General features: G+C 61.7%; 15 protein-coding genes, 1 tRNA gene and 2 pseudogenes. 10 read left to right on the top strand and 8 right to left on the bottom strand.

What is annotated here, in order from left to right:
* The coding region (locus tag ACO48X_RS01795; protein ID WP_484999963.1) for a peptide MFS transporter at positions 1-1,215 on the top strand (1,215 nt) is incomplete at its 5' end.
* A 260-nt stretch (positions 1,216-1,475) separates the two neighbouring features.
* Here the strand turns inward: ACO48X_RS01795 and ACO48X_RS01790 are convergent.
* Positions 1,476-2,249, bottom strand: a complete 774-nt coding sequence (locus ACO48X_RS01790) for a DUF7822 domain-containing protein (RefSeq protein WP_484999961.1) — start codon at positions 2,247-2,249, stop codon at positions 1,476-1,478.
* Between the two features lie 1,424 nt (positions 2,250-3,673).
* Between ACO48X_RS01790 and ACO48X_RS01785 the strand changes: the two genes are divergently transcribed.
* Complete coding sequence (locus tag ACO48X_RS01785; RefSeq protein ID WP_484999959.1) at positions 3,674-4,408, top strand: hypothetical protein; 735 nt, start codon at positions 3,674-3,676, stop codon at positions 4,406-4,408.
* A 357-nt stretch (positions 4,409-4,765) separates the two neighbouring features.
* On the opposite strand, the gene ACO48X_RS01780 is transcribed toward ACO48X_RS01785, so the two are convergent.
* On the bottom strand, positions 4,766-5,176 hold the full coding sequence (locus tag ACO48X_RS01780; protein WP_484999957.1) for a hypothetical protein: 411 nt from the start codon (positions 5,174-5,176) through the stop codon (positions 4,766-4,768).
* A gap of 329 nt (positions 5,177-5,505) precedes the next feature.
* On the opposite strand from ACO48X_RS01780, the pseudogene ACO48X_RS01775 reads away from it, so the two are divergent.
* Positions 5,506-5,712: pseudogene (locus tag ACO48X_RS01775) on the top strand (helix-turn-helix domain-containing protein); the annotation flags it as partial.
* 50 nt (positions 5,713-5,762) lie between these two features.
* Here ACO48X_RS01775 and ACO48X_RS01770 read toward each other — a convergent pair.
* Positions 5,763-5,924 (bottom strand): hypothetical protein, encoded by a 162-nt coding sequence (locus tag ACO48X_RS01770; protein ID WP_484999965.1) that lies wholly within the window; start codon positions 5,922-5,924, stop codon positions 5,763-5,765.
* A gap of 784 nt (positions 5,925-6,708) precedes the next feature.
* Between ACO48X_RS01770 and ACO48X_RS01765 the strand changes: the two genes are divergently transcribed.
* The 3 genes and pseudogenes from ACO48X_RS01765 to ACO48X_RS01755 form a co-directional block, all read left to right on the top strand.
* Complete coding sequence (locus tag ACO48X_RS01765; RefSeq protein ID WP_484999955.1) at positions 6,709-7,299, top strand: DNA-3-methyladenine glycosylase I; 591 nt, start codon at positions 6,709-6,711, stop codon at positions 7,297-7,299.
* Between the two features lie 532 nt (positions 7,300-7,831).
* On the top strand, positions 7,832-9,241 hold the full coding sequence (locus tag ACO48X_RS01760) for a glycoside hydrolase family 18 protein (RefSeq protein ID WP_484999953.1): 1,410 nt from the start codon (positions 7,832-7,834) through the stop codon (positions 9,239-9,241).
* Between the two features lie 516 nt (positions 9,242-9,757).
* A pseudogene (locus ACO48X_RS01755) lies at positions 9,758-10,549 on the top strand (recombinase family protein); the annotation flags it as partial.
* A gap of 841 nt (positions 10,550-11,390) precedes the next feature.
* Here the strand turns inward: ACO48X_RS01755 and ACO48X_RS01750 are convergent.
* The 3 genes from ACO48X_RS01750 to ACO48X_RS01740 all read right to left on the bottom strand — a co-directional run bounded on the left by ACO48X_RS01750 (position 11,391) and on the right by ACO48X_RS01740 (position 14,134).
* A tRNA-Ala gene (locus ACO48X_RS01750) sits at positions 11,391-11,466 on the bottom strand.
* 449 nt (positions 11,467-11,915) lie between these two features.
* Positions 11,916-13,430 carry a DUF6667 domain-containing protein gene (locus ACO48X_RS01745; RefSeq protein ID WP_484999951.1) on the bottom strand — a complete coding sequence of 505 codons (1,515 nt, stop codon included), beginning with the start codon at positions 13,428-13,430 and terminating at the stop codon, positions 11,916-11,918.
* 509 nt (positions 13,431-13,939) lie between these two features.
* Positions 13,940-14,134 carry a hypothetical protein gene (locus ACO48X_RS01740; RefSeq protein ID WP_138587165.1) on the bottom strand — a complete coding sequence of 65 codons (195 nt, stop codon included), beginning with the start codon at positions 14,132-14,134 and terminating at the stop codon, positions 13,940-13,942.
* Between the two features lie 14 nt (positions 14,135-14,148).
* On the opposite strand from ACO48X_RS01740, the gene ACO48X_RS01735 reads away from it, so the two are divergent.
* The 4 genes from ACO48X_RS01735 (at position 14,149) to mscL (ending at position 16,933) form a co-directional block, all read left to right on the top strand.
* Positions 14,149-14,766: a 5-formyltetrahydrofolate cyclo-ligase gene (locus ACO48X_RS01735; protein ID WP_009197640.1), complete on the top strand. Its 618-nt coding sequence runs from the start codon at positions 14,149-14,151 to the stop codon at positions 14,764-14,766.
* Positions 14,767-15,175: 409 nt separating this feature from the next.
* Entirely contained in the window at positions 15,176-15,676 is a 501-nt protein-coding gene (locus ACO48X_RS01730) for an FmdB family zinc ribbon protein (protein WP_484999949.1), read from the top strand.
* Between the two features lie 139 nt (positions 15,677-15,815).
* Positions 15,816-16,403 (top strand): SAF domain-containing protein, encoded by a 588-nt coding sequence (locus ACO48X_RS01725; RefSeq protein ID WP_009197643.1) that lies wholly within the window; start codon positions 15,816-15,818, stop codon positions 16,401-16,403.
* Between the two features lie 11 nt (positions 16,404-16,414).
* Entirely contained in the window at positions 16,415-16,933 is a 519-nt protein-coding gene (gene mscL, locus ACO48X_RS01720) for a large conductance mechanosensitive channel protein MscL (RefSeq protein ID WP_484999946.1), read from the top strand.
* 273 nt (positions 16,934-17,206) lie between these two features.
* On the opposite strand, the gene ACO48X_RS01715 is transcribed toward mscL, so the two are convergent.
* Together ACO48X_RS01715 and ACO48X_RS01710 are read right to left on the bottom strand one after the other, a co-directional pair.
* Positions 17,207-17,440 (bottom strand): hypothetical protein, encoded by a 234-nt coding sequence (locus ACO48X_RS01715; RefSeq protein ID WP_484999944.1) that lies wholly within the window; start codon positions 17,438-17,440, stop codon positions 17,207-17,209.
* A 143-nt stretch (positions 17,441-17,583) separates the two neighbouring features.
* Positions 17,584-22,770 (bottom strand): hypothetical protein, encoded by a 5,187-nt coding sequence (locus ACO48X_RS01710; RefSeq protein WP_484999942.1) that lies wholly within the window; start codon positions 22,768-22,770, stop codon positions 17,584-17,586.
* Between the last annotated feature and the right edge of the window lie 246 nt (positions 22,771-23,016).

Here is a 23,016-nt window from a genome sequence, read left to right as displayed (position 1 = left end):
TACGGCGGGCTGGTCATCATGGCGGGCCACGTCTGCCTGTCGATCCCTGTGCCAGCCGTTTCCTGGCTTGGAATCATCCTGGTCGCGGTGGGAACCGGCTTCATCAAACCGAACCTGTCGACGATCGTCGGAGGCCTGTACGACGATAACGACCCCAGGCGCGACGCCGGATTCCAACTGTTCTACATGTCAATCAACGTCGGGTCGCTTGCCTCTCCCATAGTGACCGGCTGGCTGCGAGGACACTACGGGTACCACGCGGGATTCGCCTCTGCCGCTGTCGGCATGGGGTTCGCGCTGGCCGCCTTCGTCTACGGCCGCCACCGGCTTTCTGCCTTCGCATTCACCGTCCCCAACCCGATCCGCCCCTGGGAGCGCCGCAAGCTTGTTATATCCGCTGTGGCCGCGATCGCAGGAACGGCGGCGCTGGTCACGACCCTGTATTACCTCACCGGCAGCTTGCTTAACGCCCTCTCCGCCACAATGCTCGTCGTCCCGGCAACGGCGGCGCTGGGCTACTTCATGCTCATGTTCCGTTCCCCGAAGGTCACCTCCCGCGAACGCACCCATCTGCGCGCCTACATCCCCTTGTGGATCGGCGCGGTGCTGTTTTTCATGATCTCCGAGCAGGCCGCCGGCAAAATGGCAACCTTTGCCAAGGAAAACACCGACGGGAAAATCCCCGTGGTCGGCTGGGTCCTCAGCCCTGAGACCTATCAGTCCATCAACCCGGCCACAATCGTAGTGCTGGCGCCGCTGGTCGGCTGGCTGTTTACCAGGCGGGCGGGGAAGTTCCCGTCGACCATCGCCAAGTTCGCAATCGCAGTGCTCTTAGTCGGCTTGTCTGCCTTTATCCTGGGCTTCGGGTTCCAAACGTGGACCGGCGGCAAGAATCTTGCGCCATGGTGGTTCCTGGCGGCAGTGTTCATCGTGCAGACCGTGGGCGAGCTGTTCTTGTCTCCGGTGGGCCTGTCCACGACCTCGGCGCTGGCGCCCAAGAACTTCGCCTCTCAGGCGATGAGCCTATGGCTGCTGACGACCGCCACAGGCCAGGGGCTCGCCGGTTTCATCATTTCTCAAACCAAGGACATCCCGAACTCGACGTATTACTACGGCCTGGGCGCGGTCACGGTTGCCGTGGCGGTCATCCTGTTCGCCGTCGCCCCGTGGACCAAGCGGCAGATGGCCGACGTCGGCGCATTCTCTCGGGAGTAGCGGGGCCCCGCAGCTCTGTTGGCCTGAACTCCGCCGGTTTCGCGGCCGCCGTCACCGAGACGGCGGCCGCAGGGTTTTCCGATGTGCCAGCTCGGTTTCACCAACGCGTCAGGTCGGTTTCGCCAACGCATCAGATCGGCAAAGGCTCGGCTAGTCGCGGCGTACCGATTATTCGCGACAGCCCGGCTGTCGACGCCAGGCCGAGCCATTCACAGCGTGCCCGGCAAGTCGCGGCGGACGGCTAGTCGCGGCAGACCGGGTTAGTCGCGGCCTTCCGTCTCCTCGAATTCAGCGCGGGTCGGCATGTCGAAGTTGAGAGTCTCGCTCCAGCGGAATCCGAGGGGGTCGCGGCCGGCGTCGTACTTGTCGTCGAAACGCAGGCCCGCGAAGGGACCGGCACCCTTGACGCTGGATTCGTAGACGACCGCTGCGGCTTCGTTCGTCTCGTTTGGGAGGGCGTCGATGGATTCGCCGATCCACGTGCACATCGAGGCTTCGGCTTCGACCATCTCTCTCATCATCGCCTCGTCGCCGCCGGAGAGGATGTCGAGTTCAACGGTTTCGAGCTGCACGTACTTGTTCATGTGCAGATCGAGGAAGGACCGGGTTGAAATCGTTTCATCGAGCAGATTAGGGGCCTCGAAGTGCGAGCTGCCCGAGACGAAGCGAATCACGTCGATGAACCTCAAGAAACGGGCGAACCCGACGTCATATTCCCCGTTTATGGCGTAGACCTTGACGTCGGGGGCGCCTTCGAGGCCATTGGCGATGAGGGACGAGCAGATCTGCGTGTTTCCCGAGGCGAGGATGCGGTAGGAGATTGGAACGGTGCCGGGCCACTCGGAGAGCCCGCTCGCCCTCTCCGGGCGGTCGAAATAGCTGACCGGCCGATTGTCGAGGCTGTACAGGTATGCGCGATTGACCATGTGCGTTCCTTTCTGAAGCATGTGCGTCCCGTTCTGGACCATGCCCCTTCCTTCGTCGGCCACGTGCGTCCCCATATTGACCACGAGCGTCCCTTTTGTTGACCACACGTGCCCCTTCGCTGGCCACGCGTGTCTCTTCGTCTGGCGTTCCGTGCCCGGCTGTTCAAACTCGGAGTCCGCGGCGCGGAAGCGGAGCCGCCAAACAGGCGTCCCTCCTTTCGCCTTCTTCCGTTCCTCCCTCCTAGGTTCCCACTGCCGATCGCTTCAACGCGACTATCCTCCAAATCCGCCTCGGAGATTAAGCCGAGCGCCTTCAAACGAACACCCGCGGTGAGAGTGCTGACTTTCAAGTTTTCGGCCACCGTTTCTGCCGTGCCCGAAAGGTCTTCGACAACGTCGGACGCCAGCTCTGTGATCCCCTCCTCGAGCACCCGAGGGACGTCCCCGTGGTCTCCAGTTTCAGCGCAGCCTTTCGGTGCTGCTCCGCCCGACGCATTTCCCACGCCAACAGGTGGAACCGTGCCCCCACCGTGGCCGCGAAAATCGACGACGCCGGGCGCGCAGGACTGCGTGGGCGGCGTCGTGAAGAAGAGAAAGCGAGAGTTCCATCGAGTTTTTCCCATGAGGCCGAGCTGTCTAAACATCGGCATCGCATTGTCCGTTTCGAACGCGTCTATTCGCGCTTCAGAGGCTCCTGCAGCCCCGGCAAGCTCGTCTCTCGCCATGAACATGCCTTCTCGCGCCCACCGACTAGAAACGTGAGGAAGAACGAGGGCTTAACAAACGACACTCGGGAATCCTCGGAGAGTAGGAGGTTAAGAATCAGCGCTTCACCACCGCATGAAGCCGTAAAATCACTTTGCCGAGCAGTGAGGGCGCTCATCTCACAGACGCCTTTGACGGAAGGAAGTCAAGGACCGCCACGCACAACCTTCGGGCAGCCGCGCAGAACCAGCAGAGTGCCGCGCCAAACCAACGGAGAACAACGCTGAGCCAGAAAGCGACAGGAGAAAACGAACAGAGGGCGCCGACGCCGGACCCGCGTTCGCAGAGCCTGAGCAAGCTTTCGCAGCCGACCTATTCGCAACCACCATTCATCTTCTTGACGACTACGAATTCGATGAAACGGTCCTCGCGGCTCGGTGATGATCGATCATCTGCCGCTCTGATCCGAGCCCGCACAGGATTAGATTCCTCTTAAAAGTAACGCAACTGCCCTGCTGTCGGCTTTGCACGGAGGATCCAACTTCCCGACATCGGCGCCCACTCCGGAGTCCAAGAATCCAAAACGCGGGTTTCGCAGCGCAAAGCCTCAAACGATCTACGTGACTGCAAGTGACTGCTGACGGCCGCTGATAGACGCAGCCTCCCGAATCCGCACAGAAAAGCAAAGATCGCTTCGGTTAGGAGTCTTTCACGTAAAAACAACATTCCATCAACGGTTACTTTGTAGTACTCTCGAATCTATCAGCAGCGTTCGACGCCGCTCAATTCAATCTCGACAACCCACACCCAAAGGAGCAAAGATAACGATGACAAACAGTATAAACAACCATGGTTTGCAGAATTCGAACAGCGGCAATCAAAACAATACTTCTATATACAATACAGGAACTTTTAAAAGCGTCACATATTTCGGTGAGTCACATAAATCATCCAGTGACGAAGGCCCAAGATGGAAACTCCTTTCGGCGGCCGTCGGCATCATCTCCGCAGTCATCATCGCTTTCGGACCGGCACTTGTGAAGGACGACGCCACTGCTGCCGAAAACTCCAAAACGACATCGACTCAAGCCAAATCAGCGCCGCCTACAAGCCCCACAACTACGACCCCCTCGGCTTCCGACGCCACCGGCGAAAGCTCCAAAGAACCCTCTGAAGAACCAATACCTGAGGTCACTAACACAACGCTCGACAACCCTGAAACTTACAAACCAGATAATATCGGAGTCAAAGTGTACGATCAGTCGGTTTATGGCGGTGAGAAGATCGGTCCAAATAAATTTCAGATCAAAGAGAATACAATGGAATTACAGTATTATTGGGAAGCTAAACACAGAGGCTCAGTCATTGAATCGGACAATTGCGAGATGATCACTACAGTGTCCGGTCCAAACGGCTTTTCAGGAAACAAGACCTCGAAGTGCTCGATAGCCTCTTCATGGCCGGAGAAACTCAAGTTCACGGCCCCTGGCGATTACACCATCAAAGTAACGGACAGACAGAGCAACGTCTCTGGGGAGATCAAGATCAGCGTTCTCCAATAATTGACAGTTTTCCGGCGTCGACTAGTCTGTTCCTCACTTCAAGGCAACCACTCAGTTGTATTGACGACAAGGAGGCCGCCGGTACAAGAGCTGCCGTCCGCCTGCTCCAGGTCACATCGCCTTGCTTGTCTCAACCATGGCCACCCGGCGCCTCCACGGGAGCCTCCGATTGCTCCAGCGGCAACTCCCGCGCGTTGAGTGAAAGTCAAGGCCTACCCGCACACCAACCGATTTCGCAGCAGCGCTAACGCACGCCCAACGTCAGTCAGGAGGCTTTAACGGCCACAAAGTTTGATTCGACGGACTCCCTCACCAAGCGGAGAGAAGCCCGCCGCTTCGCCCGCTAGGGCGGATTCATTAGCGGCCTTTTAAGCTGAGCTTCAGCATTTTCGCGGCGTAGAACATGCACCCTGCGGCCCAGCAGACCACACAGACCAGCACAGCCATCGCCCACTTGTAGTACTCGTAGTTGAAGAACGGCAGGGCCATGGCCGTTACCCACGCGAGCACCAAAGGGATCGCCGCCTGAAGCAGCGTTGCTCTCGCAGCCCTCAGCCTCTTCTTCTGGTCGGCCGCAGAGGCAGAGGCAGCGGCGTCAGGCGTTTGCGAAGAGGACGACGGCGGAACGGATCCCGATACGAGTGTCCTAGAAGAGGACGGCGTTTGCACCGCCCCCGGCGTCGGAGCACTCACCGACGCCGGCCCCCAGGCCGCTGACGACTGCGTCGAAAGACGATTTGCGCTTGGATTGTTTTCATTCAAAGACACGGGGTTCCTTCCGCTAAATTAGTCCGCCCCTTTCCGACGCTGCTCCATCGGACGGGATCTTGCTGCCTCCACCAATATATACACTTACGTAATGGCTGTGAAGAGTTGTCGCAAAATTCTCCGGTACCTCAAAAACAGAAGACGAATTTTCAAACATAAACACGGAAGAAACTTCTTTAAAATAAAGATAAAAAATCAAAAGGTCTTAAATGAATGAAAATAATGACTTCGTTTATTTAAGTACGGCGGAAGAATCAAAAATGCTGAAAGTTAGAAAAGGAAACTCAGTGGCTCTTGCTGATGTGGACTTGAAACAGTGACGGCCGTTGGTGGACTTGATCGCGAGCTTGCCCCCTGATCTGGCCGCTGACCGTCCGCCATGGCCCGGCCCTGCAGCGCCGCGTGCGACTCGTAAGGTCACGTTCACCTCTCTGACCCAGGCCCAGCGTGCTGACGTAGCCCGTCTCTACGCGACCGGCGTACCAGTGCGGGATATCTGCGCGCGTTTCAACATCACGAAGAACACGGTCATCCGACTTCGCAAGCAGGCCGGCGTTCCCCAACGGCAACGTGGACGTGATGAGCCTCAAGGGGACGAGGCCGAAGCGATGTACGCCTCCGGCACGTCCCCCATGGCCATCGCCTGCGGCGACAGCCCGCCCGGGCGCTTACGGGCGGCCCGAAGCTCTTGGAGGATGGCCTCCTCCGCAAGACGGGCGGGCCCGCCAGGATCGTCGCTGCTGCTCATAAAACCAGCCTAGCCGAGGAGGCCAGGCCCGCTGACTGCGTCCGCCGTTCGGGTCTGAAGCAGTCCCCGCCACGGACAAAAGCAGAGTGTTTAAGGACTCTAGGGCGTCGCGGTACCCAGCCGAGGACTCTGTCATCAGAGCGTGGCGCAGGGTTGCCCAATGCCGGAGCTACACACCGCCCCCTTGCGTATCGAAAGAATGTTGGACAGTCTGCGATTACAACAAATGCATAGCGCCCCCTTTTCCGTATAGGCCATAGCTGCATGTGCATGAGCAACAACGGGATCAACGGCGCCAGATCGATCCGGCCGCAACAGGCCTGCGACAAGCCGCAGGCGACTCGTTCGTTCACACACACCGCGCCGTCGAAGCTGTCGGCCTTCCGCTCAGCTTGCGTAGACATCCGAGACATGTAGGAAACAATCAGGTTGCGTCTTCTATACTGCACTTAGATGCATCGCCTAACATTCCGCTCAAAAGCCCAGCTCCAATCGGGCTCTAAAGATGACATCCTTAAAACAACGATGCTCCGGGAGGTTTTAACCTTGATTCGGCCCGCGGGAAGAATGGGTGTGCACAACTCGAAGCATGCCGCCTTCCGGCCCTCCAGGCGATTGGCCTATCGAAGTTCGGCGACCTGCACCGCCCAGAAAGACATAATCCTTCGCTAAATCATTATCTTGAGTATAATTTGGCCTGTTATGGTTCGAATGGACTCGTCTAGTTTAGTTTTCACGAGACACTTGATAAAATTGAGTACGAAAATATCGGTAAGGAGTAGTTATGGAAAAGAAAATTAAGAGATGTGGTTGGGCGAACCACAATCAGCTTGAACAGGAATACCACGATAAGAAGTGGGGAATACCGATGTTTGAAGACAGGGAACTGTTTAAGATGCTTTGCCTAGAGGGAATGCAGGCAGGACTTAGCTGGTCTACAATATTAAAGAAAATGGGATCACTCTGCGAAGCCTATGATGATTTCATCCCTGAAATAGTTGTCAACTATGATGAAAAAAGGGAAGAAGAGCTTCTTCAAAACAAAGGAATTATACGCAATCGTTTGAAAGTGAGGTCTGTTGCAATCAATGCAAAAGCTTACTTTAAGGTACGTGAGGAGTTTGGCTCATTCAGCAGTTATGTATGGGGCTTTGTAAATCATAAGCCGATTATAAATTCTTGGAAATCAATAGAAGAAGTCCCTGCAAAAACGGAACTGTCAGACAAGATAAGCAAAGATTTGAAGAAAAGAGGCTTTAAGTTTGTCGGCTCCACCATTGTATATGCGTTTATGCAAGCAGTAGGAATGGTTAATGACCACCTTTTAGATTGTGATTTTAGAAGAGCGGAAAGCTTTTCGGGACGCTCAAGTTGAGCTTCTAACGCTCAAAGATTGCGGTCTTCAGACAAACTCATCGAGGTGACAAGCCTTCTATGCAATTCCGATACAGGACGATCTTGGACTCGATGCCAAAGCCGCCCCGCAGGTAACTGTGGAGGTTATTGGACTTGCTTTCAAGATCGATGATTCCTGTGGAGCGAAGACGAAAAGCGAGAAAAATCGTGAAGCATTTGTTCAGATAGTCCACGAAAAAGCTTTTGACCTTTGCCGAAACTATGGACCAGGAAAAACTTCGAGACGCACTTCTAGTGATGTCTAAAAAGACATTAGAGTTACTTCATGCTTATCTTTGCTAAATTTGACGTAAGTTAATCGACTGTTGACGGAAGCGGTCAGAGCATTTCGCTTGATGACCGACCGCGGGGTTGGTTTCACCACGTAGTGTATTATGCGGTGCGGCTGCTCTATATTGCCGCGCTGTCAATGACGCATGTGCCATTTGTGCCACCGATAACGAGTAACCTACACCACTTCATACTTTACACATTCCGGCAAACGGTATAGGATGGAAGAAGACAGACAGCAAAAGCAAGGAGGCGATATGCGGACGGCAATTGTGAAAAGTCTGCTCAGTGTCATAATGATAGCGGTCGGATGCCAGCTGGTGGCTCCGGTGCCAGCCCAGGCTGCTGAGCGGAAGACAATCTCGGTCTATGTCAGCGACGAGAATCTCCCAAAAGTGACTGACGAACATCTGAAGATGATCGATCGGCTCATCGTCCATTTTGGGCGCATTTCGGCCGATGGGCGTCTAAAGCTTGATGCATTGCCGCACCTTAAGCAGGCGGCTACGCTGCAGCGGATTCACGCGGTCAATCCGCGTATCTCCCTTATTCTTTCAATTGGTGGCGGCAATGATGCCGCGCGGAGGGAGTTCGATGCGATGGTGCGCCAAGCAAGTACCCGGCATGCCTTTGTGAGCTCCGTCAAGGAGGCGCTGCACGCTCATCAGTTAGACGGGGTGGATATCGACTGGGAGTTTCCAAAGGGGAGCCAGCAGGCTGACCTGATTGCTCTCTTGCGCGAATTGCGAACGGCAACGACCACCGGTGGACGCAAGCCAAGTATCTCGATGACAGGTGCACCAGCCAAGTGGTATGCCGAGCAAAATAAGTTTGCTGAGTACGAGCAGTATCTTGATCAGATTGCAATTATGACGTATGACATGCGTGGGTTCGGCTCGTTCAAGACGCACGCTGGGCACCATGCTGGGCTCTATACTGCACCTGATGACCCGCTCGACCAAAGTGCCAACTCGGCAGTGCAGCACTACCAAGCTCATGGCGCGCCAACAAAGAAATTGATGATCGGGGCGGCGTGGTATAGCCGGCGGTTTACCTCAGTTCCTGGGGCGAATCATGGACTGCACCAGCCCGTTGGGGACACCCAAAAGGCTGGCGAGTACCACACCACGTATGACCGGCTCGAGCGAGAGTATATTAACAAGAATGGCTACACTCGCTACTGGGACAACGCAAGCAAAGCGCCTTATCTCTACAATGCCGCGCGGCGTGAGTTTATTAGCTACGACGATGCGGAGTCGATGAAGTATAAGGCAGAATATGTCCAGCAGCACAACCTGCAGGGGATCATTGTGTGGCGTTATCTCTCCGACCCGCAGAGTAATGATGCGTTGCTGCGGCAACTCGACCGCACGCTGCATAGCGGCGCTGCGACAACGACGTCGACCCAGCCGCAGTCAAACCAGCCACAGAATACCACCTTGCCGTCGAAGGCCATGCATATCTCACAGGCCGAACAGTCGCAGCCAAGCCAACCGCAGCACGAGGCTGCACTGGCAGCTGCTGGTGATAATGTTCCGCCGCTATATTATGGCGGAGCGGTGCCGATTGTGCTGGGTGGAGTTGGCGGCGCAGTGTATGTTTGGCGCCGTCGGCGCGTGGCACGGCGTTGACAATGAATAGTTTAGAAAGTGAACTGTTTAGAATATGAAGACAAGAAGTAACCGAGATCGAAGAGGAGAAATACCGCGTTGATGATGCGATGGCTGCTGTTAAGGCTGCCCTAGCTGAGGGTGTCGTGCCTGGCGGTGGCGCGACACTGGTCAATCTCGCGACGAGCTACACCCACGTGGTGGTGCCGATGCATCGGTGTCCGCTGGTGAGGATTTGCTCATTCACGCGCTCGAGCAACCGTTCCGCATCCTGCTAACCAACTCTGGCCTCAATGCCGGTGAGTGTCTGCCACAGGTGAAGGCAGCGTAGCCTGGCTTTGGTATTAACGTCAACACACCGGGCAAGCTGATCGATCTCAAAGCAGCTGGCGTGGTTGACCCCGTTCGCGTTGAAACACTGCAAAACGCTGCCTCCATCGCTGGCACCGCAATAACGATGGGTGCGCTCGTCGTCGACCTACCTCAGAAGGAAGCGGCGAGTCCGCCCGCAGCGTCAATCGTCCCGAACTGCAAAAAATGTTGGCCTACCTGGCGCAAGACGGTGGGGTTGATTACGTCATTGTCCACAAGTTGGATCGCCTGGCGCGGAACCGGGCGGACGATGTGGAGATCACCCGGGCGTTTGACGAGGCCGGCGTGCGCCTGGTCTCCACCAGTGAGAACATTGACCAGACGCCTGGTGGCATGCTCCTGCACGGCATCATGAGCAGCATCGCCGAGTTCTACTCACGCAACCTGGCCAACGAGGTCATCAAGGGGATGGGCGAGAAAGCCCGCGCTGGCGGGACCGTCGGCCGGGCCCCGCTTGGCTATCTCAACAGGCAAGGCCGCGACAGCCAGGGCAGGCAGGCCCGCTGGGTCGACGTCGACCCTGTCCGCGGCCCCCTGATCACTCAGGCTTTCACCGAGTACGCCACCGACCGTTGGACGCTGTCGACCCTCACGGACCATCTCACCGCTCACGGCCTGACCACCGCCCCCACGCCCAGCCGGCCCTCCCACCCCCTCGGCCACAACACACTCCTTACTATCTTGCGCAACCCTTATTACCGCGGCATCGTCACCTACCAAGGCGTCCACTACCCGGGCACGCACCAGCCCCTCATCGACGAGGCCACCTGGCAGCGCGTGCAAACCGTCCTCAGCCAGCACCGCCACGGCGAACGCCAACGCATCCATAACCACCATCTGAAAACCACCGTCCGCTGCGGCCAGTGCCGCGGCCGGCTCATCATCCACCACGCCAAAGCCAGAAACGGCCACATCTATCCATATTTCGTCTGCTCCTATCGCCAACGCCACCGCGAGCAATGCTCCTTCAAAGCCGTCCTCATCGACGAAGTCGACGCTCGCATTGCCGATCTCTACCGCCACATCCACATCACCCCCGAAGACCGACGCGCCATCGACACACGCCTGCGCGGCGAACTCGACCGCCTCTACGCCCGCCAACACACTCACACCCAAAAACTCACCACCCAAGCCCGCAAACTCAAAACCCAACAAGCCAAACTCCTCGAAGCCCACTACGCCGAGGCCGTCCCCCTTGACCTGTTCAAAGCCGAGCAAGCCCGCCTGGCCCGCGAACTCGATCAGATAAGCCGAGAGCTCGCCGCCCTGACCGCCGACCGCGAACGCGTCGAACACCGCCTCGAAGAAGCCCTCGCCCTCCTCGAACACTGCCACCGCCTCTACACCCACCCAGACACTCCACCCAGCCTCAAGAAACTCCTCAACACCGTCTTCTTCACCGACATCCTCATCAACCCAGACGACAACACCCCGTCCGGCACCGCCCCGCAACGACCCATCCACCCACACCCCCGACCGCCCTTCGACCACCCCGCCACCCCACAACTCCGCCACATAACCCAAAACAACACCAGCGACAGCCATAACACCCGCAGCGGCCGGACCATTCAAAACGACAGCAGCAATAATGGGCCAGACACCCACAACCACAGCGCCCACAGACAACACAACAGAAGCCAGAGCAACCAAGACAAAGACGTCCACGGCCGAGACATCCCTAGCCAAGAAAACCAGGACCAAGACACCCACAGCCAGGACAACACAAAAACCCTCCAGGAAAACCTCCCAGAGGGCAACAAACATATTAAATTTGGCAATGTTTCGTGTAAGACGACGATGGTGGAGCTAAGGGGATTCGAACCCCTGACCTTCTCATTGCGAACGAGACGCGCTACCAACTGCGCCATAGCCCCTAGGACTCCAGTAGCTTAGCACCTAGGAGCGCTTCAATTCCAACGCGCGAGTGTCGGGTCTGTCGCAGTCGCGGGAGTGCCTGCGACTCGAACGGGGCGGCGGGGCGCTTTCGACGAGGCGAGCATGCGTTCTTGTTGGCGGAATGGACAGGCTGGTCGCTACAGACATGCTCTGCAGTAACCGAGATGCGCGTTTGGCGGGACGGACTGCACTGTTGGATTCGAGGGTGCGCGTTTGAGAGAGCGGACATGCGCGGTCAGGATCGAGATACGCGTTAGGCAGGCCGGACGGCGTTGTCGGGATCAGGGTGCGCATTTGGCAAGGCAGACAGGCCCTGCCCGGAGAGGGATGCACTCTGACGGCGCGGACATGCGCGGTCAGGATCGAGATACGCGTTTGGCAGGGCAAACATGCCCTGCCAAACGGAGCCGTGCTTTTGGCGGGGCGACTAGGCCCGGCGGCGCTCCAGCAGCGCGTCCAGCACCGAGCCCCCGCTCAGCACCTCGGACGAGTGGCTGACCACCGAGGCCTCGACCGCACGCTCGACCTTCGCCTGCGCCTCCCTCGCCTCGGCCGGGCTCAGCGGCACCTCGCCGGGAGCGCTTGGCATGACCACGCCGGTTGCGACGTCGTACCTCTCGCCGATCACCTGCGGGCGGTAGGGCACGGGCGCCGTCGCCGAGGCGGGCGCCGCGTACGGCTTGACAACCTTGCGATCGACCGATCCCGGCTTGAGCGTGTAGGAAGGCATTTCGGCGCGACGGCTGGAAGCCCCGGCGCCGAGACCGGCATCGGCAGAAGCATTGCCGACGGCGGGAGCATTGCCGACGACGCCGCCCGCACCCCTCGCAGCGGGGCCGATGTTCCCACGCACGGTCGCGCCGCCGCGAGCGCTGCGCGAGGCGGAGCCCCCTGCATGAGAATCGTGGGACGAGCCATTGGAAGCAGACGAGCCCTTCGAGCTGGCCGAAGAGAAGCCCGTGCCGGAGCCCGCTCGAAGCCCGGCGTTCGAGGCGACGCCCTTGCGTGCGCCGACTCTGGGCGCGCTCGAGGCGTCGGATCCGACGCGACCGCCGGCCCTGTCGGCGGACTGACCGTCGCCATACGCGCCGAAGCCGCCGCTCTTGCCGGATGCGCCCGCTCCCGCTTTGCCGCCCGCACCGGCCGCATCTGAGATTCGGGATGCCGCCTTCGAACGCTCGAAACGCCGGCGAAGCTCGCCCTCGATCCGGGCGGTCGCTGCGGCCTTCTGCGCGGCCGCCTTCCTGGCGGCCGCGCGCCGAGCAGCGGCGCGGGCCCCGTCGCTTTCGCGGACCTCGACGCGAGCCCCGCGAGCGGCCTTGTCCAGAGAGGCGCGCGCTTCGACGTCGGCCCTCTTCTTGGCGGACCTGCGCGCGGCGTCGGCGGCAACCTTGCGCCCTTGAGCGCGCCGCGGGCCGATCTCGGCGACGATGTCCGCAAGCTCTTCGCGGTCGGCGGCGTCGGCCTCAGCCGCCTTGCGGTAGACGTAGACGAAGCCTGCGCCGTATGCGAGCGTCGCCGCCGTCGCGATTCCAGCGAACAGGGGGGATGCAAAGCCGATGGCCGCCCCCGCCCAGAGAAGAACGGCGAGCGCGGCTACAAGCGCCCCGCCGAAGAAACCCCGTTGAAGGTTAGCCGCGCGCTTCGACATCCGCGCCCTTACGCGGGCGCGCTCGCGCGCGAGCTCACGCACATCCTTCGTCACTCGCCCCCCAGCCATGTCAACCTCCGGCCGTTTGAAGAACACCGAGCCGCGCTGGCCGTCGTCATTGGGACGATCGGCGCCCGGTGCGTCGCTCACCTTGAGCATTCTCAGGTCCTCGGAGTAACGATCCTCCAGCGGTGCGTTCGCAAGAAACTCCCTGCGCTTTGACAGAGCAGGGATGACGAAGGCGATCAACAAGACAGTTGCGCCCAGTACGAAATACCCCTCGAAACCCACGGCACCACGCTAACGGCAGGATGGATCGCGCACCATGAGGAGGAGCCGCGTGTTTCCAAAATCCATCCATGGGTGTAGATGCCCATGTGGCATGTAACTCTGGAATCGCATTACCACTCCTTTAAACAAGCCTGTTTCGCACGGCAGGCGCCTCCCCTTCCGCGCGGTTTTCCGCGCCTCGCGGACGCGTTCGCTTAAGATTACCGCCTGGAAGCGCGCGATCCGCCCAATCTGCGCGGATCGCACTGAGAGTTGCGCGACACGCGACGCGCCACTCCGACGAAAGTATGACTTTCGTCGGCCTTCGCCCGAGCCCGCTTCGACGCCTGCCGCTCCCGATTTGCTCCCAACCGAGTCGTTTCGGCGCGATGCCGCCTTTTGTGCAACCCCTCGCCGATGCCGGACGACGTCGAAGCCCTCGCTTACATCCGACGCCGGAGTGCGGCAACCGCGTGCCGAGACTCCCGTCGCACCCGTCGCCGCGGCAAACAGCGGCGTCGCTTCGGCAGTCAACAAAGGATTTCACCATATTTCCGTAAAGGATTTTTCAAGGTCGGCAAAGGCTTGCGACAGTGCGATTGCGGCGTCGTGCCGCGCTCGTCCGGGGCGACGGCGACCTGGCAAGCCTCGCAGCGCGGCCCCTCTGCCGTGCCGACATCTCTTGTTTCGCCAAAGATCTCTCTATCTTTTCCCAGGGTCGTCATGAAAGAATTGAGCCATGATTACAAAGACGGTGACTCTTCCGAACGTCGCCGACCTGGATGTCGAGGACGCCAAACAGGAACTCCGCAAGGTCGCGCGCAAAAACCGGAGCAAAAGGTCGTTGCAGGCACGCGAGGACTTCGCCAGCACATGGGTTGACACAGCTTTGGACTTCCTAGGCGACGCGCAGGTCGTAGCGGCCTATGTGTCGATCAAGGAGGAGCCGCCCACGCTCGCCCTGTGTGACGCCATCGTCGCCTCGGGAAAGCGCCTCCTGCTGCCGAAACTCGGCCCGGGGCTCACGCGCGCCTGGGGCTGGTACACCGGCGCGCATGACCTTGACGTCCTCGCCCCGGGGCGCCCGCCCGAGCCCAGCGGCGAGGCACTTGGCCCGGAGGCCCTTTCCCAGGTCGACGCTCTGCTCGTCCCCGCCCTTCTCATAGGCCGCGGAGGGACGCGCTTGGGCCAGGGAGGCGGTTGGTACGACCGCATCCTCAAGCAGATCAAGGACGACGCCAGGGTCGGCGCGATGGTCTACCCTGACGAGGTGGTCGATATGGAACTTCCGCAGGACGAGATGGACATGCGGATACCCTTTGTGGTGCTGCCAGAGTATTGGACGTCAACAGAATAAGCCCGCGCCCTCTGCGCCGCTTGGCCGACGTCGTTTCACGCACTGGTCGAGGCTGCGACGCCTTTCGAGGCGGCCCAACGTCTCTCGAAGCGACCCAAAGCTTTGAATGACGCAAACGTGAGCGGGTTTCACATAGATGCACACGCATACGCATAGCCAATCGAGAACAAACTTAAGAAATCACGTGGAAATCACTCGCAACGCGCGAGTCTCATAACGTCGCAGGGGCGTCGGCTCTCCGTTGGGAGGCCGACGCCCCTTGTTTCGCCCGACGCGAGCTGCGCCTCCGATCTACGCCCTTTTCCATGCGAACCGTGCACCTTCCCCTAAAGCGAACCGCGTGGCGCGCCATGGCGCCGCGGAGTAATCTTGGCCCTCGGATAAAGTTCGCTCTAGCAGGAGGCCCTTCGTGCCCACCTATTCGTATCGCTGCACCGAGTGCGGCAACGAGTTTGACGTTCGCCAGTCGTTTTCGGACGAGCCTTTGAAGGTCTGCGAAGCGTGCGGCGGCTCGCTCCGCAAGCTCTTCAACTCGGTCGGCATCGTCTTCAAGGGCTCAGGCTTCTATCACAACGATGCGCGGTCCTCCTCTAGCACGCTCCACTCGAAGAACTCGGAAGGGCGCGAAGCTTCGGATTCGGCCGGATCGGGGTCCGGGGAGAGCGCGAGCTCCGAAAACGGGGATGCGGGCTCACATTCGGGGAACGCGAACGCGCATTCACAAGACGCGGGCTCGAAAAGCGGGAGCACAGACTCCGGTCGGGCAGTCGGTTCGGCGGGCGCTTCTACTTCGACAAGCGCCTCCACTTCGACAGGAACCTCCACATCGAAGCGTCGCGGAGCAGACCCAGCCTCGGGCAAGCGCGGCACGGGAAGCCCCTCCCCCAAGAAAGTCGGCTCGCCCGCGTAGAGTTCGGGCCCACAGCTTGTGCGGACGCGCACCTCGTCCACAGGCGCGCTTCCTTCGGGAACGACGACGGCGCACACCGCCGTAGCCTGGCGGCATGAACCTATCCCGAATTCGTGCGACCCTTTGGAAACTGCGGCACATGCTGTTGGCTGTCGCGGTCCTGACCTCGCTGGCTGCGATCCTCTCGACCATACGGGGGCTGGCCCCTGCGACGGTCAGCGTCGTCGTGGCGAAGAAAGACTTGACGCCGGGAACCGCTCTCGGCTCGTCGAATCTCACGATCGCAGAGGTATCCGCCGAACTAGCTCCCGAAGGATTGACTCGCTCCCTCGAAGACCTCAACGAACGAGTCCTCATAACCTCCGTGCCCAAGGGCGCACCCGTGACGCGAAAGATGACCCTTTCAGACGACTTTCTCGCTTCTGCCCCCGAAGGAACCGAAATCGCCCCTGTGGTCGCCGACGTCGGCGGAGCCGACAAGCTCCTCACTCCGGGGCGCACCGTTGCCCTCTACGCACCGCCCGGGGAGCACAGCAAGGCTCGCGAAGCAGTGAAGATCGTGGATAAAGCAACGATCGTCGGGGTGGGGCCAAAGAATGAATCGACATCCTTTGTTAGTGATTCCTCTCACACGTCGGTGTTGTACGTTGCTGTGCCTCAAAACACCATTAGCCTGGTTATCGGTTATGGCTCAACGATGCCCATGCGGGTTGTGGTCGTTCGTTAACCCCATGGCGCGTGACCATCACGTCCGCGTTGCAAAAGGGCGCGCGGGTCATCCACCTAAAAGAAAGAGATGGATTCACCATGATTCAGGGTTTCAAGAAATTCATCATGCGCGGCAATGTCATCGAACTCGCCGTCGCTGTCGTCATTGCCGATGCCTTCAGCCCAATCGTCAACAACCTTGTTGGCAAGGTGATTAACCCGACTATCGGAGGGCTGTTTGGAAAACCCAACTTTAACAACATAGGCGAGTTCCATGTTGGTGACGCAACGGTTCAGCCCGGCACCGTGCTCACCGCTCTGATCGCTTTCCTCCTCATTGCAGCCGCAGTCTATCTGGCGCTCGTTTTCCCAATGAACAAGCTCAACGAGCGCATGGCGAAGCGGAAGGGCCTCAACGCCGAAGAAGCAGAGGTCAGCGACGAAGTCAGGCTCCTGACGGAGATTCGCGATGCGCTCGCCGGCGGCGGCTACATGAACGGCGGCGGTGCCGCGGGTGGCGGCTACACGGGTGACGGTTATCGCCAGTAACGAACGGCCACGCCCAATAAGGACCGCTAGATTGACACGATCTAAAGTTGAAATCTAGAAAGAGGTGCCCCGGAGTCATTCCGGGGCACCTCCGTTTCATGACCAGCACTTCGACAAGAAAACTGCCTGGGACGGAATCGCCGGATAGAAACTGTCTGAACCAGCATCCCGACATAAAACTTGGTGCATGATCATCGGTTTGAGAGCCCAGTGAGACGAGATTCGAGCATCCACCCCGCTGAAACTCGAGAGTTTATCGCGAGGGAATCTGGCTTACAGCGAGCCGAAATGCGGCGGTCGGTCTCCGAGCAAGCGGCGCTCATTGGCGTCGCGAGCGGCGACGGCCGACTCCTCGCGCTGGAGGGAGCGGGTCTCACGCAGGTCGTTGAGATGCAATGCTTCCTCGGGGTTCGCAATCTCGCCGCGGGCCAGGCGCTCGGCGTCGACCCTCGACAAACGCACCGCCGCGCGACGCTTACGCTTCGGCGCCTGCGATTGCCCGGCCAAGCTCCGCCTTGCCGATTCTAAAGATCGGTTCCGCGCCGGAGCTTTGGCAGCTGGATCTGACGTCGGCGAATCGCCGCTGGCACCGGCAAGCAACTCGCGATTCTGACCGCCGTTCGAGTCCGATTCGCCAGCCTGAGACGCGTTCACTTTCTCTTGCCCCTGGAAGCGGAGCGCGAAGCCGAACGGCCGGCACCGGGAGCAGACTGAGAGGCACTGGAGGCCGAACCGCCCGCCTCGGAAGCCGCCTTGGACGAATCCGAAGGAGAACGAGCACCTTCAGGCACAGCTTTAGAGGAGACCTCAGAAGCGGGGTCAGCGGAGTACGGAGACTGCTGGGAAACCTCTGGCGACCGCGGGGCGGACTCGGAAGAACGCTGAGCTGCCTCGGAGGAACGCTGGGGCGCAGCCGAAGACGAACGGGAACCGGGAGCGAGAAGCGAGCCCGCCTCCGAAAAAGCCTCGGAAGAAGAGCGCGAGCCGGAGAGTCGGGAGACGGCGCCGTGGGAAGCGCCGGAATCTGAAAGCGCGTCGGAGCCGGAATCGCCGAGGCCCAAGCCAACCGCCAGGCCGGATCGGTCCACGACGTGGCCCAGAACCGTATCGACCTGCATGCCCCGCCCCTTGATTCCCAGCTCCTTGCGCAGAGCGTCGACGAACTCTGGGCGGCTGCGCTCGGCGCCGTCGGCGGCTATCCATGCGACCATCTCGTCCAGTTGATCGTCCGTATACGCGGCAAGGGAGAGGCCCTTCGCGACGTCCGGGCGGGGGCCGCGCTTGACCGCCGCCTCACGCCTCAGCTTTTCAGCCCAATTCGGGTCCTTCGAAAGAGGAGCCCCGCCGGTGACAGTTTCGCCGCCGGCAACAGTTTCGCCACCAGTGACAACTTCGCCGCCGGCAACAGTTTCGCCGCTAGTGACAACTTCGCCTCCGACGACGACTTTGCTGCCAGTGACGGCTTCGCCGCCCGGGCCGTCGGCCGGCGCGGCCCATTCGTCGCCGAGCACGGGCACCCTGACGCTGTCGGAAAGCTCGAGCGCGCGGGCTCGCTTGATCGCGTTGACAACAAGCGAGGCCTGGCCCTCCGGATCGATGAACAGCGAGGTGGAGAAGGTCCTGATCACAGCCCAGCCCCGCGATTCCAGCCGCTCCAGCCAGTACCTGTCCCTGCGCCGCACCGACGGCTCGTTTACGTAGGCTTCGTCGTCGACCAAGACGGCGACCCGCCACGTGCCGGGAAGCTCGACGTCGCCGGCGACGAGCGGAATCCTCACGCCGTCGTCGAAGCCGAAATCGGAGGCCACGGCGTACCCGGCGCGCACGAGCCTGTCCCGCAGGTCCGTGAGGAGGGCGCCTATCGGCTCGTCGGAACTGGAGGGGTCGAGCGGGACCTCGCGGCCGTCCGCCCTGTCGATGAGCTTCTCCAGAAGCCGCGGGCCGGGCGTGGACAGCCTGTCCGCGCCGATCTCGCCGGGGCCGAGGGAGGAGACGATCTTGAGCTCGGAGCGCGCGGCCTCCATGGCGTCGACGAGGCCGGTGAGCCCGCCGGCCGTCGAGAGGGGCCCGAAGGTGTGCAGCACTCGCCCGTGCACCGTCTTGCCCAGACCCACGGTCAGAATGATGGAGTCGCGGCGCAGGCCGCCGGTCTGCGTGAGCTCCAGGACGGCGAAAGGCTCGACCCCGCCTTTCGAGACGAACTCGGCCAGCTGGGGGGAATCGGCGGCCAGCCGCGCAAGGGCTTCGCGTATGCGGACCGCGTGGGCCGGAGAGACGCAGACGACGGCGAGGGATTCGCCGGGCCGCGTCAGCACATGGTCGACGACGGCGTCGACCGCCGCGTCGACTTCGACCTGCGGCCCCTCGACCATGCCCGACTGCGGATTCGGCACGCCGCGCCCCTCCACGAGCACAAGGCTGGGCTTGCGGCCGCGCTTGGCCGACGGCACGAGCTCAAGGACGTCCGCATACCCCTGTTCGCGCAGCGTTTGGGTGGCCAGCTCGTCATGCTGGGCGCGCAGCGTGGGAAGCTCGCACACGGGCAGAATGTCCGCGAAGGCTGCGATCGTCGAATCCCCGCCCTCGGCCCGCGCGCGGCGAAGATTGCCCATGACGACGATCTGACGGCCGCGCATGAGCATCGAAACGGCCGAAGAGAGGCCGCCGGCGTCCTGCTCGTCCATGATGACGATGTCGGCCCAGGGCATGGGAGGCACGAATTCGGCCGTGATCATCGACGGAATGACCCACACCGGGCGGGACGCCTGAACGAGCCTCGGATAGGTGGCGATCGCGTCGCGCAGGGCGCCCGTCGAGTAGCGTTCGAGCTGATCGTCGAGTTTGAGGGTGTCCTCACGCCGCTTCGAGATCGTTTCGCGCATGATCCGCACGACGGCGCGGGAAACCGGCCCGGCCAGCGTCTCGGTGTGCTCCCGGTCGAGCCTGCGCACCTCGGCGGCGAGGACGGCGAGGTTGGCCGGCGTCGTGCGAGAAAGGGCCGGGGAGCGCCCGACGAGCTGCTCGAAAAGGGAGGCCGAATATATGAGGTCGAGCTCGGCCGGGATCTGTTCGGTTCGCACGCCTCGCTCGGAAAAGTCCTTGACGACGCCGCCGAAGCCCTCCGCCTTCAGCTTGGCGACGAGCTCGTTGGCCCTGGGCAGGCGAGACATCGTGCCTTCGTCCATCGACAGCGAGAGGAGGAAGTCCAACAGCTCGCCCATCGGCATCATGCGAAGCTTCCTCCCGGGAAGGATCCCCTCCAGCTCCTCAAGCTGCCCGCCGGCGTCGCGCGCGCTTTCGCGGATCTGGGTCATGCCCTCGGGAAGCTTGGGCCAGCTGGCTTCCGCGCTGTAGCGCTTCCACACCTCGCGCTGGCGCTGCACGGTGACGAGGTCGCGGTGCAGGTCGTGGCTCACCGCCCCCGGCCGCACATAGTCTTTCGCCTGTTTCGTCAGACGGCGCCGCTCCGATCCCTTCATCTCCTCGCCGTGGCTTTCGCGCCATTCCTTCGACGCCGTCGCGATCACCATGTCCTGAACGGAGCGCTCGAAAATCTGGGGCAGGAAAATGTCGAGGGAGTGGGAGATTCCGCGCAGCATCTCAATCTGCTCGCGCCAGTCCTCGAAAGTCTCCGCCACGGAGAGCCCGGTCTCCTCCGCCGCGCGTTCGGCCTGGGCCTTGACGGCGGGGATCGTCTTGGACGCGAGCTTCTTGGCGAGGGCCATGGCCTCCTCCCCCGCCGCGGCCGTGTGAATGTCCGCACCGGCCCACGGCGAGTCTGCCATGCCCACGAACGCCCCGAGCTCCGAGGCGTCTTCGAGTTGGGCCTGCACGTGCGAAAGCTCGCCCCGCAGGGCGTGGACGGTGTCGGAGTCCAGCCGGACCCTGCTGCGCGGGGCGTCCTTGCCCTCGGTCAGCCGCGCCAGCCTCCCCCGAAGCGAGTGCACCGGGTGCCCCCCCTGGGGATCGACGTCGTGCAGCGAAGCGACGTACTCGCTGAGCTCGCGCCGGACGGCAACGAGGCGCGCCCGCAGCTCCAAAACGTCGGCCGGGTCCTCCTCGTCTCCGCGCAGCCGCATGCCCGTGCGGATGCGGCGCGCCACCGTGTCGAGGTCCGAAAAGTCAAGGACGAGGTCGCCCAGGCCCAGGCGCTCCATCTCGTCCACGAGGGCCCTGGCCGAGGAGGCGCGCCCCGGAATGTAAAGGATCGACCTGCCGGAGGCCGCGGCGTCGGCGACTATCGCCGCGAGGGCGCCCACCGCCTGAGATCCGGGCGGCGCGTCGACCACGATCGACCGCCCGGACGCGATCGCCTCGATGATCGCCAACTCGGCGGGGTCGCGGTCGCCGGCGCCGCGTTCGGCCTCCGGCGAGCGGTCGCGCATCTCGGCGGGAGGCAGCGGCAGCGCGGCGAGGCGCCGGGTCTCGTCGTCGCCCGCCAGCGCCGCCATGATCCCGGAAGTTTCGATGTAGGGCTTCATCGCCTCGAGGTCGGCCAGGAGCACGAGGCCCGGATGCGTGAAACTGCCGAGCAAAGCCCCGTCCTCGTAAGAAAACCCGGGCAGGTACACGCGTCCGAGTTCGCGCAGGTAGGCGACGGCCGCCTCGTGGCGGGCGACGTCGGCCGCCATGGCGCGCAGCCTCGATCCCTCCTCGGCGGTCATTCCGTGGGAACGCAGAGCGCGCAGCACCGCCGGGTTGACGTCGCAGCGGGCTGTGAGCGTGATGTAGGCGTCGTCAGGGCCGGCCTCGTCGAGCCTGGCCGAACGCATGAGCCCTGCCTCGTACATTTCGCGGATCTTGGGGGCCGCCGCGTCGCTCCCGGAGGCTCCGTCCTCAACCGAGTCGGCCGACCTCGTTGCGGCGAGCTCCTCCGTGCTTTCGAATGTCACGCTTTCGAGGCCCTCAAGCGCGTTGCCGCGATCGCCGGGCGCGCTTGCACGCCCCCCTGGCGTGTCCGCCAAGCCGTCGGACGCGTTGCCGAGCGGCCGGGGCGAGTCGTTGTGCGCCTCGCAGGCGCTTCCGCCCGGCGATCCCGCTCCGGCGGCGTCCGCGGCGTGGACTTTGCCGTTGCCGCCGTCGCCTCCGGATCCGTTGCCGCCGTTCGCATCTTCGGCCGATCCGTCGCCGGCGCCCGGCCTCCCGGGCAGCTCTTCGCCCAGGGCGACGTCGTGCATGTCAGCCCGCGCCGCGCCGATGGCCATCTGCTCAACGGTGTCGCGGCCCAACGCCTTCCCCGAGGAAGCGCCCGGCGAACCGCCCTTCTCGCGGCTTTGCGAGGAGGCTGCCGGCAGCTCGGTCCACGATATGTGGCCGATCGCGAGCGTGACCGGCGCGTACCCGTATTGCTCGGAAAGGCCCTCCATTCGCGTGCGCAGCGAGGCCAAGTGGGCCTGTGCCTCGCGCTGGGCGGATTCCTCCCGGATGACGGACGTCAGCAGGGTCGGCTTGCCGGAGTACAGTTGTGAAGCCCCGGTCGGATGGGGGTGGGTGAGGTCGACCACAGCCGGGTCGCCTGCCCTGATGGGCACGGCGGCTTCGTCGGCGACGACGGCAAGTTCTCTGTGCCAATCCGAATATGCGCGGGAAAGCCGCTCGGCACGCGACGGCCCGCCGACGTCGTCGGCCAAAGCCGGCTGCGCCTCGGCGAATAAGTCCGGCTCCTTCATCTCCCGGGATTTGCGCGCGATGAAGGAACGCTTTCCGGAGCGTTCTGCGCGCTCGGAAACGGACGGGCGATTCTCGTCCGCCTCGGCGGCCTCCGGCGACGGCGCGGCGGACTCGGCCGCGGGCGCGGCCTTGTCATTTTTGCGACTGCGCTTGAAGAAAGGGCTCACGCATCCACGGTATCGGTACTGCAACCGAAATTCCGCTTACCGCGCCGATCGCCCGTAAACGAAGCCGCCCTCACACATCCGCACTCAGGGCTGACCATGCGGCACGTGCGACGCCGCCTTCGGACCTGCGCGCCGTCCCACTCGGCGCCGTCGGCCTCCCTGCGAAGACGGCGGGAGCGACGCACGTCGTCCTTTCGAGAGGCGACGCCGCCCCTCAAAAACAACTGCGAACTTCGGAGAAGAGCA

Source organism: Peptidiphaga sp. (assembly GCF_057238965.1).
Note: the sequence above shows the minus strand (reverse complement) of the source record. Positions and strands in the feature narration are given on the sequence as shown.

Bases quoted from the DNA above. Each gene is read 5' to 3' on its own strand.
- ACO48X_RS01785 (WP_484999959.1), top strand. From the start codon at position 3,674: ATGACAAACAGTATAAACAACCATGGTTTGCAGAATTCGAACAGCGGC.
- ACO48X_RS01770 (WP_484999965.1), bottom strand. From the start codon at position 5,924: ATGAGCAGCAGCGACGATCCTGGCGGGCCCGCCCGTCTTGCGGAGGAG.
- ACO48X_RS01765 (WP_484999955.1), top strand. From the start codon at position 6,709: ATGGAAAAGAAAATTAAGAGATGTGGTTGGGCGAACCACAATCAGCTT.
- ACO48X_RS01760 (WP_484999953.1), top strand. From the start codon at position 7,832: ATGGAAGAAGACAGACAGCAAAAGCAAGGAGGCGATATGCGGACGGCA.
- ACO48X_RS01740 (WP_138587165.1), bottom strand. From the start codon at position 14,134: ATGACGACCCTGGGAAAAGATAGAGAGATCTTTGGCGAAACAAGAGAT.
- ACO48X_RS01735 (WP_009197640.1), top strand. From the start codon at position 14,149: ATGATTACAAAGACGGTGACTCTTCCGAACGTCGCCGACCTGGATGTC.
- ACO48X_RS01725 (WP_009197643.1), top strand. From the start codon at position 15,816: ATGCTGTTGGCTGTCGCGGTCCTGACCTCGCTGGCTGCGATCCTCTCG.